The following is a 17,702-nucleotide window of genomic DNA, read 5'->3' on the forward strand; positions in this document are numbered from 1 at the left end:
TATCCAAGGCTTGTCGGCGTTTTTTCAGCATCCGTCAATCGGATTGCGTGCAGTGGCGAAACCTTTCCCGCCTGGCCGGTTCGATCCAGGCAGGAAAGGACGCAACCGGTTTCAGTCGAACACGATGGCAGGCGCTGTGCGCCGCACTTCGCCCATCGGCCGGCTCACCTCGTCCCAGACCTTGGCGGCGATCTGGCGATAGACCTTCGCATGCGCGCCATCCGGATCAGCCACCACAATCGGCGTGCCAGTGTCGGAGTTGATGCGGATATCCATGTCGAGCGGGACTTCGCCCAGGAACGGAATATCCAGCCGTTCCGCCTCGGCTCGCGCACCACCATGACCGAAGATGTCGTAGCGCTTGCCGGTATCTGGGGCGATGAAATAGCTCATGTTCTCGACGATCCCGAGCACCGGCACATCGACCCGGCGGAACATGTTGAGGCCCTTGCGCGCATCGATCAGCGCCAGATCCTGCGGCGTCGAGACAATGACCGCCCCGGACAGCGGCACCTGCTGCGCCATGGTCAGCTGTGCATCACCGGTGCCCGGAGGCATGTCGACGACCAGCGCGTCAAGCTCGCCCCAGGCCACTTCCCTGAGCATCTGCGTAAGCGCCGACATGACCATCGGCCCGCGCCAGATCATCGGCGTGTCTTCCTCGACCATGAAGCCGATGGACATGACTTTGATGCCATGGGCTTCCAGCGGCTTCAGGATGCGGCCTTCGACCTGCTCCGGTCGGCCCGAGACGCCGAACAATCGCGGCACGGACGGGCCATAGATGTCGGCGTCCATCACGCCGACCCTCAGGCCATTGGCCTTCATGCCCAGCGCGATATTGGCCGTGGTGGTCGACTTGCCGACCCCGCCCTTGCCCGAGGCGACGGCGATGATATGGGCCACGCCCGGCACTCCCGCCTTGGCCGGACCGCCTTGACGCTGGCCTTGCGGGGCGGCCGGGGCGTGGCTGTGACGCGGCGCGGCGGCTGCGGGCGCGGCCTGCGGCGCCTGACTGCCCTGACTGCCCGGCTTGCGCTCGGCTGTCAGGGCAACCATCGCCTTCTCGACGCCCGGAACGGACTTGACAGCGCTCTCGGCGGCGAGGCGCAGCGGTTCCATCTCGCGGGCCCGGTCAGCCGGAACCGTAATGGAAAAGGCGACACGGCCATCAGAGACAAAGACATCCGACACCAGGCCGAGCGATACGATATCTCCGCCGCCTTCCGGCCCGGCTATCCGTCCCAGGCGTTCCAGCACCTCTGCCTTGATTGCATCACTCATCCGTCTGCCAGTCCTTGTTTCTGGGTATCCGGTCTTGCCGCCGGTCGACACGCCTAACCTAGTCTGCCGCGCCCATCCGTCAATCAGGTCATCCACATGTAGCTGCGGGACTGCATGTGTTGCCACACTCTGCCGCAGGCAGGGGCATTTCCCGGTTTTTTTGCCACTTCGATCTCGCCGGAGGGCAGATTTAGCCGCTATGCTGCAGCGCCTGTCCACCCTGCATCTCGTTGTCCGCCCCAGCCGATTGGAATGTCCTCATGCCCACCATCCTCATCACCGGTGTCAATCGCGGCATTGGTCTTGCCATCGCGGAAGCCGCACTTGCCCGTGGCTGGAAAGTTGAGGGAAGCTGCCGCAGCCAGGCCCAGGCGGATGCGGTGTCCTTGAAACTGGGGCATGGCTTTGAGGCTCATGTCTTCGACGTCACCGATCACGAGCGGCTCGCCGAGGTCGCCTCGAGCCGGACAAGCCCGCTCGATATCCTGATCAACAATGCCGGTGTCATCGGCCCGGATCCGGAGAATCAGAGCGCGCTTTCGATGGATTTTGCAGGCTTCCGGCAGACACTGGAGGTAAATACGCTGGCGCCTCTCGCCGTCGCCCAGGCCTTCCTTCCGCGTCTGCGCCGGGCCGATAACGGCCGCATCCTGACGATTTCCAGCCAGATGGCCTGGATGGGCTATGCCAAGTCGGACCGCCTCGCCTATCGGGCCTCAAAGGCTGCGGTCAACAAGGTGATGCAGTGTCTGGCGACCGACCTGGAGCCGGAAGGCATTGCCGTCGGCATCGTCGATCCTGGCTGGGTGCGCACGGACATGGGCGGCGACGGGGCCGACCTCCCGGCCAGCGAAGTGGCCAGCGGCATCGTTGATCTGGCCGAAAACCTCGACCTCACCCGCACCGGGCGCTTCTTCCGCTGGACAGGGGAAGAACGGGAGTTCTAAGCCGAACCTGCCGCAGATGACGATTGAAAATCGAAAAATTCGTTCGAATTTTCGGAAACAGCTTCAGCAAAGCTACGTATCTTGTCTGATAGAATTCGGGTGTTCGACCACAGGAGGACCCGATGATGTCGGATCTTTATCACATCTGCTACATCAGCATGATGAAACGCGCCGAGTTCAAACCGAACATCGGACAGGGCCTGGACAATCTGCTGGAAACATCCCGGCGCAACAATGCCCACAATGGAATTACCGGCTGCCTTTTGTTCACCGGCGAGGTGTTCGTGCATGTGCTGGAAGGGGGCGAGGTCGAAGTCCAGGAGACCTTCGGCCGCATCACCCGGGATCCGCGCCACACGGATGTCCGTGTCCTCAGCGAAGGCCCGATCCTTGAGCGCGCCTTCTCGGACATGTTCTCGACTGCAGGCGTCTCGTCCCCGCTCAGCGCGGATGCCATCGAGGAAATCCGCGCCGCTTTCGACAATCCCGCCAAGCACCTGCATCCGCGCGAAATGACGACCCTGCTGGCCGTCCTGACCCAGGAAGACCGGCACGTGGATGCCTTGCTGGCCAGCTGAGGCCGCCCATGGCTGCCTTGTGGCTGCCCTGTGGCCGCCCTGTAGCCGCCCTGTAGCCGCCCTGTGGCCGAACAACTGGCGTCTGGCGCCGGAGAAGGATAGTTCTGTTCCCCGTGTGGTCTTGCCGAGAGCCCCAAGCCGGGTCGGCAGCCCATGAGGGGGAGCGGAACTGTGAACGGACTGATCGGATGCATTCTCGCCGGCGGCCTTGGAACGCGCTTCGGTGGCGGCGACAAGAGCCTTGCCGATCTTGCAGGACGCCCGGTCGTGGCGCATCTCCTGGATCGCCTTGTGCCGCAGGTCGATCATGTCGTTCTGAACGCCAATGGCGATCCGGCCCGTTTTGCCTGCCTTGGCCTGCCGGTCCTTGCCGACCTGCAGCCGGGATATGCCGGACCTCTTGCCGGCGTCCTGGCCGGACTGACCCATGCCGCTGCCGTCCATCCGGCTGCCCCCGGCCTCATCACCGTTCCCGCCGATACCCCTTTCGTTCCGACCGATCTTGCCGCCCGGCTCTTTGCCGCCTCGGACGCTGGCCAGGTTCCGGTGATGGCGGAAAGTTCCGGCAGCCTGCATCCCGCCGTTGCCTTCTGGCCCTTGCATCTCTTGCCAGACCTCGTGACCTTCCTGGCCGATCCCGGCAATCGCCGCGTGCGCGCCTTCCTTGCCGGCAAGAACGCCCGCTCGGTGGTCTTTCCAGTCACCACCGCAGGGCCGGACCCGTTTTTCAACATCAACACCCCCGCCGATCTTGCCACGGCGAACGGCTTTTTCAGCCCCGGCGTTGACGACTGCCTGCGCCCCGGGCCGCAGCGTCTCAGCCATGAGGGCGCCCTCGACCACCTTGCCCGGCGCCCCCTGCCTGTTCCGGCTTCAGAGGAGATCGGGCTTGCCAATGCGCGAGGCCGGATCCTGGCCGAGACCGTGACCGCACCGCGCAATGTGCCGCTTGCCGACACGGCCGCCGTCGACGGCTACGCCTTCCGCCATGCCGATCTCGATCCGGCGGGAGGGTTTTTCCATCTCGAGGCACGCATCGCTGCCGGCCATCCGGGCACGCAGCCGCTGTCACCCTGGGCGGCGGCGCGCATCTTCACCGGCGCCGTCATTCCCGAGGGGGCTGACACCGTTGCCATGCAGGAAGACTGCGAAGCAACGACACAGGACGGCAAGCGCTTTGTCCGGGTTCCCCAGTCACTCGCGCGCGGCGCCAATCGCCGCCGGGCCGGAGAGGACCTGAAACAAGGGGATCTGCTGCTTGCGCCCGGCGACCGGCTGAGGCCGCAGGATATTGCCGCCCTCGCCTCCATTGGCCGCAGCCGCGTGTCGGCCCGCAGCCGCATCCGCGTCGGCCTGCTGTCGACCGGAGACGAACTGCTACGCCCGCAGGAAAATCCGGACGCCGCCCCGATGCGGCCCGGTGCGCTGTTTGACGCCAACCACTATCTCCTGGCCGGTCTGCTCGACACCTATCCGGCAATCGTGGCCGACCTCGGCATCTGCGGCGACCGGCGCGACGCGCTGCAGATCGCGCTGGCCGAGGCAGCCGGGGCCCAGGATGTCATCCTGACCTCGGGTGGTGCCAGCCATGGCGAGGAAGATCATCTTGTTGCCGTGCTGGCCGCGCTGGGAGAGGTCGAGATCCTCGATCTCTCCATCAAGCCGGGGCGGCGGCTGATCCTCGGCCGTATCGGCACCTGCGAGATCATCGGACTGCCCGGCAATCCGGTGGCGGCGATGATCTCGTTCCTGCTCTATGCCCGGCCGCTGCTGCTGCGCCGGGCCGGGGCGACGGTCACGCCGCCGCACCGGTTGATGGTGGCGGCCGGTTTCTCCCTGCCTTCGCGCAAGACCGGCCGGCGCGAGTTCCACCGGGCCCGGCTGATTGCCGGACCAGATGGAACGCTGACCGCCGATCTCTACGCCCGTTCCGGCTCAGGCCTCATTTCCAGCCTGCGCGCAGCCGATGGCCTCGTCGAACTGGGCGAGGACATCACCGGCGTTGCCCCCGGCACCCCCGTCCCCTTCCTGTCCTTCGCCGCCCTTGGCGTGAACTGACCCCCTGGCTTTAGCCGGCATAGGGCCAGCTTGCCGCGACATAGCGGTACGCCTCGCCGTCCCGTGCCACATGGCCGAAGCCCGGGAAGCCGAGATGCATGCCGGCCACCATCACGCCATCGGCCGAGGCCATGTCGAGCACCTTGTTGCGCGTCTCCGCCGCCAGCGCCGGATCGACATCAAAGGCAACCGACCACTCCGGCCGGGCAAACTGCAGCGCCGGCACATGCACCACATCGGCCAGTATCAGAAGGCTTTGTCCATCGCTGTCGATCCGCAGGCCGCTGTGTCCTGGGGTATGGCCCGGCATGGCAAGGGCAGTGAAGCCGGGCAACACTTCCTCGCCTGCCTTGAACCGTGTCTGCCGCCTGGCATAGGCGTCAGCCGCATGCCGGGCGCCCAGGAAGAAGCCCTTCATCATCTCGGGCGCGGCGTTCAGTGCGGCATCATCATACCAGAACGCATGATCCGCCTCCGGCAGGAGCAGTTCGGCGTTGGGGAACATCGGCAGGCCGCCCGGGGTCAGCACACCGTAGATGTGATCGGGATGCATGTGGGTGATCAGCACCGCATCGATCTGCTCCGGCGTCACACCAGCCGCCGCCAGAGCCTTGGGCAGATGGCCGAGGGTCGGCCCCATCTTGTCGGAGGTCCCCGCGTCAATCAGCACCAGCTTGTCACCCGTATTGACAAGAAAAGCATTCACGGGCCCGCGCATTGCCGGCCCCGTGGCAAAGGACGCCGCGCGCAGAGGTTCGCCAATCGCCGGGTCATAGCCGATGATCAGATCAGGCCCCAGCTCCAGATACCCGTCGAGCAGCGCGGTGATTTCGAACTTGCCAAGCCGCCGACGCAGGGCACCCGGCTGGCTTATGCCCGCGAGCGGAGCCGCAGCCTGGGCCGCAAGTGTGGAAAAGGCAAAGCCACTGGCAGCCAAGCCCGTCAACAGGCCGCCGGTCAACCCGGCCGCCAGCCCCCCCGTGAGCAAACGGCGGCGCGACAGGGACAAGGGGGAGCTTTCGCCGGACTGGTGGGGATCTCGTTGAGACATGGGATAGCCTTTCCTTCAAGGCGGCGCGGACTGCACCGGTCGGGCTAAACCTGCATTCATTACCCTTGGTTTTGAAGCGGGGTTCGCGTTATAGGAATTAAAATCAAGGCTTATGAATTCAGAGCTTCCCCATGGACCGCCTCGCTGCCCTCACCGCTTTCGTCCGCGCCGTCGACCTTGGCAGCTTTTCAGCCGCAGCCGTGCACCTCGGCCTGTCGCAACCGGGCGTCAGCCAGCAGATCCGGGCGCTTGAGGAACATCTGGGCAGCCGCCTCCTGACACGAACCACCCGCCGCCTGAGCCTGACCGATGCCGGCGAGCGCTATCTCAGCTATGCCCGCGACATCGTCGAGCGGCTGGACGAGGCCGACCGATCCGTCCAGAGTGCGGAGGCGCAGATGACCGGCACCTTATCCGTCAGCCTGCCGGTGGGCTTTGCCGAGGCGATGCTTGCCGAGTTCCTCATCCGCTTCAAGCACGACCATCCCGGCCTCGTGCTCGACGTGCATCTGTCGGATGTCTATGTCGATGTGATGCGGGACCGCCTGGACCTCGCCATCCGGCTTGGCGAGATCCGCGATGACCGGCTCATCGTGAAGAACCTCGGCCGGGCCCGGCGTGCCCTGTTCGCGGCCCCAGGCTATCTCGATACAAGGGGCCGTCCGGCCCACCCTTGCGAGCTCTCCAGTCACGAATATCTGCTCTACCGCAACATCGCCACCGGCGACAGCGTGCCGCTGACCGGCCCGGACGGACAATCCGTCTCCGTCCGCATCCGCCCGGTCATGATCGTCAACAACTCCTCCGCCCTGCGTCTCGCGGCCGTGGCCGGCCTCGGCATCTGCCTCTCCAACACCTGGATCGTGCAGAACCACGTCGATGCCGGAGAACTGGAACAGGTCCTGCCCGACTGGCGCTACCACGACCACCCGTTTCACGCAGTCTACCCGTCGAACCGCTACATTCCGTTGAAAGTCAGACGGTTTGTCGACGCCCTGCGCGCGTTTTTAGCTGAAAAAGGCGCCTTTTCGTGACAGGGTTCCGCTGCGGCGCTACGGTGTCTTTGCGCGCTTGCAGGAGATTTCCATGGCCATCAATTATTACACCGATACGTCCGAGGACAGCCTCGATGCCCAGGAGCTTGAGCTTTACAACCTGATCATGGCCTATCGGCAGGACAATGGGCTTGGCAGCATTCCCTTGTCGAAGGCGCTGACGGCAACCGCCGGACGGCACGCGCTCGACACTGTCTACAACATGGGTACCTACTCCGGCCATTCCTGGTCCGATGCGCCCTACGACGGTTCCAATGCCTTTACCTATCGCAACATGTGGGACGCGCCGGAACGGGTCGGCACCGGCTACACAGGGAACGGCTACGAGATCACCTACGGTTTCTCCGGCACCAATGTTGCAATATTCGATGTCGACCCGACCGCAGCACTGCAGGGCTGGAAAGCCTCGCCCGGCCACAACAATGTGATCCTGAACAAGAGCGACTGGTCCGCCCTGACCTGGAAAGCAATTGGCGTCGGTATTCACAAGGGAATTGCGCACGTCTGGTTCGGCGCCGAGACCGATACTTCAGGCACACCCGTGACGGCCACCACGCCGATCATCGGCACGCCGCAGCGCGACACCTTCACCGCCACCGCCGGCAATGACGTGTTCGATGGCCTGGCCGGTCTCGACACGGTGATCATCGCCGCCAGCCGCGCCACGGCCACGATCACCAAGTCCGGCGCGGTGCTCAGCGTGACCGGAACCGGGCTCGGCACCGACAGCTTCACCAACATCGAACGCCTCGCCTTCAGCAACGGCACGCTCGCCTTCGACCTTGATGGCAACGCCGGCCAGACCTACCGCCTCTACCAGGCCGCCTTTGCCCGCACGCCGGACACCGCCGGCCTTGGCCACAACACCCGCCTCGTCGACAACGGGCTGACGATCAAGGACATGTCCGCCGCCTTCATCGGCTCGGCCGAATTCATCGCCCGATACAGCCAGAACACCACCGACACGACCTTCATCACCGCGCTGTACCAGAACGTCCTGGGTCGTGGTCCGGATTCTGCCGGCCTTGCCGGCTGGCAGCAGCGCCTCGCCGACGGGACCTGGACACGCCCAGACGTCCTCTTCGGCTTCTCCGAAAGTGCCGAAAACAAGGCCCTCGTCGGCACCGCCATCGAAGGCGGCATCTGGCTCGGATAACCTTGCTCGACATCTGATCCGCAGCGGGCGGCCGTCCGAAGGAAGCCGCCCGCCAGGATCCGGCTGCACATTTCCACCGCCCCTGCCCGAAGACTGCAGATGACGCAGCGTCGGAGCCACTTCGTACAGTTGTCCGGACGGACCGGCATTCCACATGCACAGCGCCGGAGGAAAATCCACCCGGATAATTGCTTCAAACAATGCTGTTTCTTCATATGAGTGGTTGAAATCCGGCAAGATATGTTGGGAATATGGTCACCAAGCCTGTAGTCCCGACAGGGGCTGCCGGCATTGACCTGAAAGTCCGTCTGCGCGGCTTTCCGGCGGTCCCGGCGAACAGGATCGCTGCCATGACAACAATGAAACCGTACCGGGCAAGGCCAGGGACAGCAGGAACCTGCGACCGCCTTGCCCCTGATGAGGGGAGTACTTCATGCGTATCGCCACTCTGGTCGCCGCCGCGGCCATGACCCTGGCCGCCTTTGGCGGTGCTGACGCCAAGGACTGGTCCAAGGTCCGCATCGGCACCGAAGGCGCCTATCCTCCGTTCAACGTGCTTGGCTCCGATGGCTCGCTGACCGGCTTCGACATCGACATCGCCAAAGCCCTTTGCGAAGAGATGAAGGTCGAGTGCGAATTCGTCACGTCTGACTGGGATGGCATCATCCCGGCACTGCAGGCCGGCAAGTTCGACGCCATCATCGCCTCCATGTCGATCACCGAAGAGCGCAAGCAGAAGGTCGACTTCACCAACAAGTACTACAACACGCCGCCGGCGATTGCCGTCCCGAAGGACAGCAAGATCACCGAGGCAACCGACGCGGCCCTCAAGGGCATGACCCTTGGCGCCCAGTCCTCGACCACCCACTCCAACTATGCCGAAGCCAAGCTGAAGTCGGCCGAGCTGAAGCTCTATCCGACCCCGGACGAGTACAAGCTTGACGTCGCCAACGGCCGCATCGACGGCGTGATCGATGACGTCGTTGTCCTGTCGGACTGGCTCGCCACCGCTGACGGCGCTTGCTGCAAGCTGCTCGGCACCCTGACGTCCGATCCGGTGATCAACGGCGAAGGCGCCGGCATCGCCATCCGCAAGGAAGACCAGGACCTCAAGGAGATGTTCAACACGGCCATCGCCGCGATTCGCGCCAATGGCAAGTACAAGGAAGTGCAGGACAAGTACTTCGCCTTCGACGTCTACGGCGGCGAATAATCCTGACGCCTGACCGGTGCCGGCGGGGCAACCCGCCGGCGTTTCTCCCGTTTCAAGACGGGCAGGACCGGTTGTTGCACTTCCGGCGCTGTGCGGATCCGATCCGCCAGCCAGATCATGGCTTCCAGCTCATACAATGACCGAGGTCCTGACACTTCTCTCCTTCGGACCCGACGGCTGGGGCGACGAAATCGCATCCGGCATTCTCGTCACCGTGTCCCTCGGCCTTGCGACCCTGCCCTTCGGGCTCGTCGCCGGTTTCCTGCTCGCCCTTGCCAAGAACTCGCGCGAACCCTCGCTGCGGCTGGCGGCGGGCATCTACACCACCATCTTCCGTGGCCTGCCCGAGCTTCTAACCCTGTTCCTGGTCTATTTCGGCGTGCAGATCGCGGTGAAGAGCCTTGCCGAGGCGATGGGCCTTGGCTTCACCATCGAGGTCAACAGCTTCGTCGCCGGCATGATCGCGCTGACGCTGGTGTTCTCGTCCTACGCCAGCGAGGCGTTCCTGTCGGCGTTTCGCGGCATCCCGCGCGGCCAGTATGAGGGCAGCCAGGCGCTTGGCCTCAACAAGGTGCTGACCATGCGCCACGTGGTGCTGCCGCAGTTGATCCGCCTGGCGCTGCCGGCGCTGGCCAATCTGTGGCTGATCCTGCTCAAGGAAACCTCGCTCGTCTCCACCATCGGGCTTGCCGATGTGGTGCGACAGACCGGCGTTGCCGCGCGCATCACCAAGGAGCCCTTCCTGTTCTACGGTCTGGCCTGTCTCATCTATCTCATCCTCGCCATGATCTCCTCCACCGGCCTTGCCCGCATTGAGCGCTGGTCGAAGCGTGGGGAGGCCGCACGATGACCACGGGTTCCACTGCGATCCGCCCGCCGGTTCCGCCGCGCCCCTGGACCGCAGCCCGCATCACCGGCCATGTGCTGATGGCGCTATGGATCGTCTCCTTCGCCTTCCTGCTGCTGTATCTCGGCAACAACATCGGCAGCGAGTTCGTTGCCAACTATGCGCCGAAATATCTCAGCGGCCTGGTGATCACCCTGCAGCTCGTGATCACCTCCGTCATTGCCGGTGCCCTGCTGTCGGTCCCGGTCGCCCTGGCGCGCAATTCCAAAAACCGGATCCTGTCGGGCATTGCCTATGGCTATGTCTATTTCTTCCGTGGCACGCCGCTGCTGGCGCAGACCTTCCTGTTCTACTACGGCGTCGGCACCTTCCGCGAAGCCTTTGAAACGGTTGGCCTCTGGTGGTTCTTCCGGGAAGCGTGGTATTGCGTGCTGCTGGCCTTCGCCCTCAACACCGCCGCTTACCAGGCGGAGATCCTGCGCGGCGCGGTCCTGAACGTGGCACCTGGCCAGTGGGAAGGCGGACAGGCGCTGGGTCTCAGCCGCACTGTGATCTTCTTCAAGATCATCCTGCCGCAGGCGTTGATCACCGCGCTCCGGCCCTATGGCAACGAAATCATCCTGATGCTGAAGGGCTCGGCGATTGCCGCCATCGTCACCATCTTCGACCTGATGGGCGAGACGCGGCGCGCCTATTCGCGCAGTTTCGACTTCCAGGCTTACATCTGGGCCGCCGTGATCTATCTCATCATGGTGGAAACCCTGCGCCAGGTCTGGGAAAAGCTGGAACAGCGGCTGACCCGGCATCTGGTGCGCAGCGAATAACCTCCTGTTGCCGGGAGATGCGCCCGGCCCCTCAAGACATGCGGAGTTGAACATGGCCAAGGTGGCATTCATCGGCTTGGGCGTCATGGGCTATCCCATGGCCGGCTATCTCGCCTTGCGCGGCGGCCACGACGTGACCGTCTACAACCGCACCCGCGCCAAGGCGGACAAATGGGTCACTGAGCATGGCGGCAAGGCGGCAGCCACCCCGCACGAGGCCGCCGAAGGCTGCGACTTTGTCTTCGCCTGCGTCGGGAATGACGACGACCTGCGCGCCGTGACCACCGGACCGGATGGCGCGTTCCATGGCCTCAAGCCCGGCGCGGTCTTTGTCGATCACACCACGGCCTCGGCCGAAGTCGCGCGGGAACTCGGCACTGCGGCTGCCGCACGCGGCTGCCATTTCATCGACGCGCCGGTATCGGGCGGCCAGGCGGGTGCCGAGAAGGGCATCCTCACCGTCATGTGTGGCGGCGAACCGGACGTATTCGAGCGCGCGAAGCCGGTCATTGAGTGCTTTGCCAAGTTCGTTGGCCTGATGGGCCCGGTCGGCTCTGGCCAGCTGACCAAGATGGTCAACCAGATCTGCATCGCCGGTGTGGTCCAGGGGCTCGCCGAAGCCATCCACTTCGCCAAGCAGGCCGGACTTGATGTTCCCAATGTCATCTCCGCCATCCGGGGCGGGGCGGCCCAGTCCTGGCAGATGGAAAACCGCTGGGAGACCATGGCTGCGGGCAAGTTCGAGTTCGGCTTTGCCGTCGACTGGATGCGCAAGGACCTCGGAATCGTTCTGGACACCGCAAAGGCCACCGGCGCCCGCCTGCCCCTGACCGCCCTCGTCGACCAGTTCTACGGCGACGTCCAGGCCATGGGCGGCAACCGCTGGGACACCTCCAGCCTGATCGCGCGGTTGGAGGGCGTGAAGAAGGCCTGAGGATGGGTGTTGGGGGGGAGACGGGACCAGTTCCCCCCTTCGTCGCTCCTGCGAAGGCAGGAGCCTAGTAACCACTGGAAGTCCTTAGTTGTTCCGGAGGTCACCCATTCAATTATCGCCGCGTTTACTGGGCTCCTGCCTTCGCAGGAGCGACGAGGAGGCTAGTCTTGCGCCCTCACTCCGAGCGCGGCTTTTCCACCGGGATATATCCCAGCGGCAGCTCCGTCGTATACTTGATCTGTTCCATCGCGAAGGTCGTCGACACGTCGGTGATGTCGATCTTGGCGATCAGCCGCTTGTAGAAGGCGTCATAGGCGGCAATGTCCGGCACGGTGACGCGCAGCAGATAGTCGACCTGTCCCGCCATGCGGTAGAACTCCACCACCTCGGGGAACTCGCGGATCACGTCGGCAAATTTCCGCAGCCAGTCTTCCGTGTGCTGGTTGGTGGTGATGGCCACGAAGGCCGTCACATTGACATTGACCTTCACCGGATCCAGCAGCGCCACGCGGCCGGTGATGACCCCGTCCTCCTCCATCTTCTGGATGCGGCGCCAGCACGGTGTCGTCGACAGACCGACCCGGCGGCCGATCTCGGCCACGGGAATAGTGCAGTCCTCTTGCAGGATGGACAGGATGCGCCGGTCGATACGGTCAATCATGGCAGGTCTCTTCGCGGATCGGCAGTAGATGGGTCTGCAATCAGGGCACCACAGAAGCCTTAGAATTCTGTTTCCTGCAAGACCCTATCCACGCCAACCCCTTCTGCGGCAGCGGATAAACACCCCGGTCAACCGAAACCACTTTGCGCATCAGCCGGCGAGCCGGGCGGACACCGCCATCTTGAGAAACGGCAGCAGTTCGGCCTCGAACCAGGGATGCCGCTTCAGCCAGGCATTGTTGCGCCAGGACGGATGCGGCAAGGGCAGCACGACAGGCCCGCCCCGCGCCGCCGTCTCTGCCACGATCTTCCGCCAGTCCGCAACCGTCTGCGTCAATCCCGCACGGCGCAGCGGTCCCAGATGATAGGCCTGGGCATATTGCCCGATGGCCAGCACCAGTTCGACCTGCGGCATCGCGGCCATGATCGGGTCGTGCCAGGTCATCCGGCATTCCCGGCGCGGCGGCAGATCGCCGCCCTTTGCATCGAGCCCGGGAAAGCACAGGCCCATCGGCAGGATGGCGACGCGGGCCGGGTCGTAAAACGTGGCAGCTTCGATCCCCATCCAGTCGCGCAGCCGGTCACCGGACGGATCGGTGAAGGGCAGGCCGGAGGCATGAACGCGGGTACCGGGCGCCTGCCCGGCAATCAGCAGACGCGCCGTGTCCGACAGCCGTGCCACGGGTCTCGGCGCATGCGGCAGCTCTTTGCCCAATGGGGTTTCAACGCAGACCCGGCAGGCATTTGCCAGCTCGGCCAGTCCTGTCAGGGCACCTTGACCGACAACCTCAACCAAGGGATCCGCCCCCTGCCCCATTGCGGCCTCAGCATCTTCAACCGGGCTTTTCCCTTTGTTAACCAAGTCCTTGAGCCGCTTCTTAAGAGTTGATGAGCGAGAACACTCGAACGGGATTCATTCCGTCAAGCAAGTCAAAACCGTAAGGTCGGAAAGTGGCATGGGCCAGGAGCCGCGCACCAAAGGCGACGACAGGACGGCCATCAACCGCGAGCGCGCCCAGCGCCGGCGGGAGGTGGCGCGGACCGTGCGCAGCGTGCGCGAACGTCTGTCCACGCATGAGGGCGCGCAGCCGGATTTCGACACTGAGCTGCTGATGCTGTTCGCCAAGGCGCGCACCAGCGCTGCGCTTGCGGTACCGATGTTCCTGATCATCATCGCCAGCATCTCCTTCATCTGGATGGAGCCGGTCCTGGTCGGGGCGTGGCTCTTGTTCACCTTCAGCATCTGGATGCTGACGGTCACGACCTGCCGCCGCTTCGAGAAGCTTCCGGTCAACGAGCGGACCAGCCACCCCTGGCGGCGCCAGTTCACCATCGGCGACTTTCTCTATGGCCTGTGCTGGGCCTCGTTCTTCCTCCTGCCCGCCTCGTCAGCAACGACGGAGGGGTTCGAGGTGTTCCAGTTCGCCACCATGCTCATCGTCATCGCCATGTCGACGATGCAGTCCTCCACCCTGCCCCGCGCGCTTCTCGCCTGCACCTTGCCGCTGACGCTGGCCATTGCCACCACGCTGATGCAGCGCCATGCCCCGCTGCATTATGCCATGGCGGCGATGGCGGTGGGGGCGCAAGGCTTCTTTCTCGTCCTCGGCAACCAGCTCCTCAACGCATCGCTCACCATGCTCGCCTACCGGGCCGAGAAGGATCACCTGATCGCCGAGTTGGAGCAGGCCAATGCGGTTTCAGATGAATCCCGCCGCCGGGCGGAAGAGGCAAACCTTGCCAAATCCCGTTTCCTTGCCACCATGAGCCACGAGCTGCGTACGCCGCTCAACGCCATTCTCGGCTTCTCCGAGATCATGAAGGACGAGGTCATGGGGCCGATGGGCCACAAGATCTATCGGGGTTATGCCGGCGACATCCACGGCTCCGGGCAGCATCTGCTCAATCTCATCAACGAGATCCTTGACCTCTCCCGCATCGAGGCCGGCAAGTACGAGCTGAACGAGGAAGCCGTCGGCCTGATGGAGATCGTCGAGGACTGCCAGTCGATGATGCAGGTGCGTGCAAAGGCCAAGGGCATCGCCATCCGCGAGAGCCATGAGGAAGGCCTGGCCCGCATTTGGGCTGACGAGCGTGCCATCCGCCAGGTGATCCTCAACCTCCTGTCCAATGCAGTCAAGTTCACCCCTTCCAACGGCGAGGTGCTGATCCGCATCGGCTCGACGGCCGACGGCGGTCAGTATGTCTCGATCAAGGACAATGGCCCCGGCATCCCGGAAGAGGAAATTCCGATCGTGCTGCAGGCCTTCGGTCAGGGCTCGATGGCGATCAAGAGCGCCGAGCCCGGCACCGGGCTTGGCCTGTCCATCGTCCAGGCCCTGGTGTCGCAGCATGGCGGCACGTTCGAGCTGAAGTCACGCCTGCGCGAAGGCACTGAAGTCATCGTCAGCCTGCCTGCGGCCCGGGTACTGACCGTTCTTCCGGCCTATCCGGACGAGATCTACACCCTTCCGGCGCGCAAGATGTCCCTGCGCCGCAAGGCGTCCTGACACCCCGGTCAGGCAGCGTCCCCTGCCAGTCGCCCGGCAGCCAGTTCGGCCGATCTTGCAGCCGCCTCGTCCATTGCCGCCAGCGCCTGCAGCAGCACCTCGATCCCGGCACCCGGCTTGACGCCCTCGACCGTCAGGATCCGCCGGAACAGCCGTGCGCCCGGCACGGCGGAGAAGGCGCCCAGCATATGCCGGGTGATATGGGCCAGCCGCACGCCTTTCGCCAGTTCCGACTCGATATACGGAACATAGGCCTCGATCGCCGCCCGCGGGCTCACGTCCGCCGTCGTCTCGCCGTAGATCCGCCGGTCGACAGCGCCCATCAGCGCCGGATCGTGATAGGCCGCCCGGCCCAGCATCACCCCGTCCAGCCCCTGCATCACGGCAATCGCCTCGTCCAGCGTCGCGATGCCGCCGTTGATGCCGATGAACAGGCCCGGCAACCGCGCCTTCAGCCGGTGCACCCGGCCATAATCGAGCGGCGGAATATCGCGGTTTTCCTTGGGGCTCAGCCCCTGCAGCCAGGCCTTGCGCGCATGCACCCACAGGGCATCGACGCCGGCATCCGCCACCCGGTCCGCCAGCCGGTCCAGCGCTTCCTCCGGATCCTGCTCATCGACGCCGATGCGGCACTTGACGGTGACAGGCACGCGCACCGCCGCCTTCATCGCAGCGACGCCCTCAGCCACCAGTTCCGGCTCCAGCATCAGGCAGGCGCCGAACCGTCCCGACTGCACCCGGTCGGACGGGCAGCCGACATTCAGGTTGATCTCGTCATAGCCCCGGTCCTCGGCAATCTTTGCGGCCTCTGCCAGATCCTGCGGATCCGACCCGCCCAGCTGGCAGGCCACCGGATGCTCGCCGGCGCTGAAGCCCAGGAGCTTGTCCCGGTCGCCATGGATCACCGCGCCAGTCGTCACCATCTCGGTGTAGAGCAGCGCACGGGCCGAAAACTGCCGGTGGAACATACGGCAATGCCGATCCGTCCAGTCCATCATGGGCGCAATTGCGAATTTAACATATTTTTCAGTCACTTAACAAAAATCCACCGTTTGAACTCGATTATTGTTATGGTTATATTTCAAGTGCTTGCCCTATTTTGTTCCATTCCTGCCGATTTCGTCTTTGGCACAATGTGCCATATCAGAAAGCCGTGCACCAAATCGATGGGAGGGGAAAGACCTCCCCTTCCCTGTTCTCGCAATCCCTCGTCGGCCGGAGCCATTGGAAAAGGCTATTCTCCGCGATCGACCAGGATGCATTCCCGATTGAGGATCGCTTTCGAGACGCGAGCAATTTCGCGGATGATTCCCTCGATCCGCTCCTCAACGCTTTCCTGCGAAAGTGGTGCGCGAAGCTGGTCCACCGCTTCCTTCATCAGGTTGTTGAGCATTTGGTGGTCACGTACCATCGGGTTGAGCATGAGTTCGATCTTGCACACTGTCCGCAACAGGTTCTCAACCCGGACCAGCAATTCGGGATCGCGGACAATCACCTTGCCCGGCGGCTCTTGCAGGGTTTGGCGCACCGCGGCCGCCATCAGGAACTGGGAGTTGAGACTCGCCACGAGGTCCCGCATCGCCTCAACCCATTTTTGCCGGTTGACCGAAAGCACGTTGGCTTTGAACTGTGTCCTGGCAACGCGGGTGTTCACGAATGGGCTGGCGATCGATGCGATCATCGCGGTCGAAGCCATCACCAGGGTAATCCATTGCGGATTGAAGTCCATGTTGTTGCTCCAACGGAAAATCCCCCGCCTTTCCGCCTGTAAAGAGTTCAAGTGCTCAGTAATCCGAAGAACGCCAGGTATATGGTGAAACCTGCGATCGACACCACGATGAGAAGAGAGAACCATCCAGACATCATGGTTGCCAGCCATGGTTGGGAAGCGAGCCCGCTCTCATGTAATTGCTTTCGACATTCCGCCGTCTGACGATGGCGTTGCGGACAACGTCATTGATCTGGGAAATGCACTCCGCTTCGGTCGGATGCGCCTGGTTCGGCACCAGAATGCGTTCGGTCACATGCATGAGGCACTGCCTGGTAAACTCCTCGGCCGCGGCATGACAGTTTCCGATTTCAACCTCACACTCGTCCTTGCGGGTATCGAGATAGGTGGCCAGTTGTTGCCGGGTCTGTCCCAGACTCTCTCGCAGGAACTCTTCACCGAGGTTCGGAAACCGGCTGAGCGCGCCGATGATCAGTCGCAATGTGGCGACGGTCGCTGAATTGTTCAGGCTTTCGAGCATGGCCATTCCGGTCTGACGCAAGACTGACGCCGGATCCGGATTATCAAGGTCGATATCCGGCAAGGTCCGGACGATTCTTTCCGCTTCCGCCGAGACCAGAGACCTGAACAAAGCGTCCTTGCGGGCGAAATGGTGGTACAGCGAGCCCTTCGAAACACCCGCCTGGGATATTATCTGGTCGATGCTGGCTCCCGCATAGCCGTTGAGGAAAAACACTTCACGTGCGCCGTCCAGGATTCTTTGCCGGGTCAAGGCACCCTTGAGATCGAGCTTGTTCATCTTGCAGGCCTGATTTGTGTTGCTGGACATCTTGAACTTGTCCTTTTGCAGATTGGG

17 protein-coding genes are annotated in these 17,702 nt (G+C 63.6%); 10 read left to right on the forward strand and 7 right to left on the reverse strand.

Annotated features, from left to right (window positions below):
* Positions 1-111: 111 nt before the first annotated feature.
* Complete coding sequence (locus ACTIFE_RS18435) at positions 112-1,284, reverse strand: Mrp/NBP35 family ATP-binding protein (protein ID WP_439530602.1); 1,173 nt, start codon at positions 1,282-1,284, stop codon at positions 112-114.
* 260 nt (positions 1,285-1,544) lie between these two features.
* Here ACTIFE_RS18435 and ACTIFE_RS18440 point away from each other — a divergent pair, with 260 nt between their 5' ends.
* The 3 genes from ACTIFE_RS18440 to mobA all read left to right on the forward strand — a co-directional run bounded on the left by ACTIFE_RS18440 (position 1,545) and on the right by mobA (position 4,867).
* Positions 1,545-2,231: an SDR family oxidoreductase gene (locus ACTIFE_RS18440; RefSeq protein ID WP_439530603.1), complete on the forward strand. Its 687-nt coding sequence runs from the start codon at positions 1,545-1,547 to the stop codon at positions 2,229-2,231.
* Between the two features lie 122 nt (positions 2,232-2,353).
* Positions 2,354-2,809, forward strand: coding sequence for a BLUF domain-containing protein (locus ACTIFE_RS18445; RefSeq protein WP_439530604.1), 456 nt, complete (start codon positions 2,354-2,356; stop codon positions 2,807-2,809).
* Positions 2,810-2,980: 171 nt separating this feature from the next.
* Entirely contained in the window at positions 2,981-4,867 is a 1,887-nt protein-coding gene (gene mobA, locus ACTIFE_RS18450) for a molybdenum cofactor guanylyltransferase MobA (RefSeq protein ID WP_439530605.1), read from the forward strand.
* Positions 4,868-4,877: 10 nt separating this feature from the next.
* On the opposite strand, the gene ACTIFE_RS18455 is transcribed toward mobA, so the two are convergent.
* A complete protein-coding gene (locus ACTIFE_RS18455) occupies positions 4,878-5,918 on the reverse strand; it encodes an MBL fold metallo-hydrolase (RefSeq protein WP_439530606.1) in 1,041 nt (346 codons plus the stop codon).
* A gap of 131 nt (positions 5,919-6,049) precedes the next feature.
* Here ACTIFE_RS18455 and ACTIFE_RS18460 point away from each other — a divergent pair, with 131 nt between their 5' ends.
* The 6 genes from ACTIFE_RS18460 (at position 6,050) to ACTIFE_RS18485 (ending at position 11,947) form a co-directional block, all read left to right on the forward strand.
* Entirely contained in the window at positions 6,050-6,952 is a 903-nt protein-coding gene (locus ACTIFE_RS18460) for a LysR substrate-binding domain-containing protein (RefSeq protein WP_439530607.1), read from the forward strand.
* Between the two features lie 52 nt (positions 6,953-7,004).
* Complete coding sequence (locus ACTIFE_RS18465) at positions 7,005-8,129, forward strand: DUF4214 domain-containing protein (RefSeq protein ID WP_439530608.1); 1,125 nt, start codon at positions 7,005-7,007, stop codon at positions 8,127-8,129.
* Positions 8,130-8,562: 433 nt separating this feature from the next.
* Positions 8,563-9,342, forward strand: a complete 780-nt coding sequence (locus tag ACTIFE_RS18470; protein ID WP_439530609.1) for an ABC transporter substrate-binding protein — start codon at positions 8,563-8,565, stop codon at positions 9,340-9,342.
* A 136-nt stretch (positions 9,343-9,478) separates the two neighbouring features.
* Positions 9,479-10,192 (forward strand): ABC transporter permease, encoded by a 714-nt coding sequence (locus ACTIFE_RS18475; RefSeq protein ID WP_439530610.1) that lies wholly within the window; start codon positions 9,479-9,481, stop codon positions 10,190-10,192.
* On the forward strand, positions 10,189-11,013 hold the full coding sequence (locus ACTIFE_RS18480) for an ABC transporter permease (RefSeq protein WP_439530611.1): 825 nt from the start codon (positions 10,189-10,191) through the stop codon (positions 11,011-11,013). The genes ACTIFE_RS18475 and ACTIFE_RS18480 overlap by 4 nt, the downstream gene beginning before the upstream one ends.
* Positions 11,014-11,065: 52 nt before the next feature.
* Positions 11,066-11,947 carry an NAD(P)-dependent oxidoreductase gene (locus tag ACTIFE_RS18485; protein WP_439530612.1) on the forward strand — a complete coding sequence of 294 codons (882 nt, stop codon included), beginning with the start codon at positions 11,066-11,068 and terminating at the stop codon, positions 11,945-11,947.
* A 175-nt stretch (positions 11,948-12,122) separates the two neighbouring features.
* On the opposite strand, the gene ACTIFE_RS18490 is transcribed toward ACTIFE_RS18485, so the two are convergent.
* Both ACTIFE_RS18490 and ACTIFE_RS18495 read right to left on the reverse strand, forming a co-directional pair.
* Positions 12,123-12,608, reverse strand: a complete 486-nt coding sequence (locus ACTIFE_RS18490; RefSeq protein WP_439530613.1) for an Lrp/AsnC family transcriptional regulator — start codon at positions 12,606-12,608, stop codon at positions 12,123-12,125.
* Positions 12,609-12,758: 150 nt separating this feature from the next.
* Positions 12,759-13,424: a uracil-DNA glycosylase family protein gene (locus ACTIFE_RS18495; RefSeq protein WP_439530614.1), complete on the reverse strand. Its 666-nt coding sequence runs from the start codon at positions 13,422-13,424 to the stop codon at positions 12,759-12,761.
* A 139-nt stretch (positions 13,425-13,563) separates the two neighbouring features.
* On the opposite strand from ACTIFE_RS18495, the gene ACTIFE_RS18500 reads away from it, so the two are divergent.
* A complete protein-coding gene (locus ACTIFE_RS18500; RefSeq protein ID WP_439530615.1) occupies positions 13,564-15,117 on the forward strand; it encodes a sensor histidine kinase in 1,554 nt (517 codons plus the stop codon).
* Positions 15,118-15,125: 8 nt separating this feature from the next.
* Here ACTIFE_RS18500 and dusA read toward each other — a convergent pair whose 3' ends face one another.
* The 3 genes from dusA to ACTIFE_RS18515 form a co-directional block, all read right to left on the reverse strand.
* Positions 15,126-16,151: a tRNA dihydrouridine(20/20a) synthase DusA gene (gene dusA, locus ACTIFE_RS18505; protein WP_439530616.1), complete on the reverse strand. Its 1,026-nt coding sequence runs from the start codon at positions 16,149-16,151 to the stop codon at positions 15,126-15,128.
* A 200-nt stretch (positions 16,152-16,351) separates the two neighbouring features.
* Complete coding sequence (locus ACTIFE_RS18510) at positions 16,352-16,846, reverse strand: hypothetical protein (RefSeq protein ID WP_439530617.1); 495 nt, start codon at positions 16,844-16,846, stop codon at positions 16,352-16,354.
* Between the two features lie 133 nt (positions 16,847-16,979).
* Positions 16,980-17,645, reverse strand: coding sequence for a TetR/AcrR family transcriptional regulator (locus ACTIFE_RS18515; protein ID WP_439530618.1), 666 nt, complete (start codon positions 17,643-17,645; stop codon positions 16,980-16,982).
* Positions 17,646-17,702 lie beyond the last annotated feature (57 nt).

The sequence above is a fragment of the Pannonibacter sp. genome (assembly GCF_051860505.1).
Taxonomy (GTDB): Bacteria; Pseudomonadota; Alphaproteobacteria; order Rhizobiales; family Stappiaceae; genus Pannonibacter.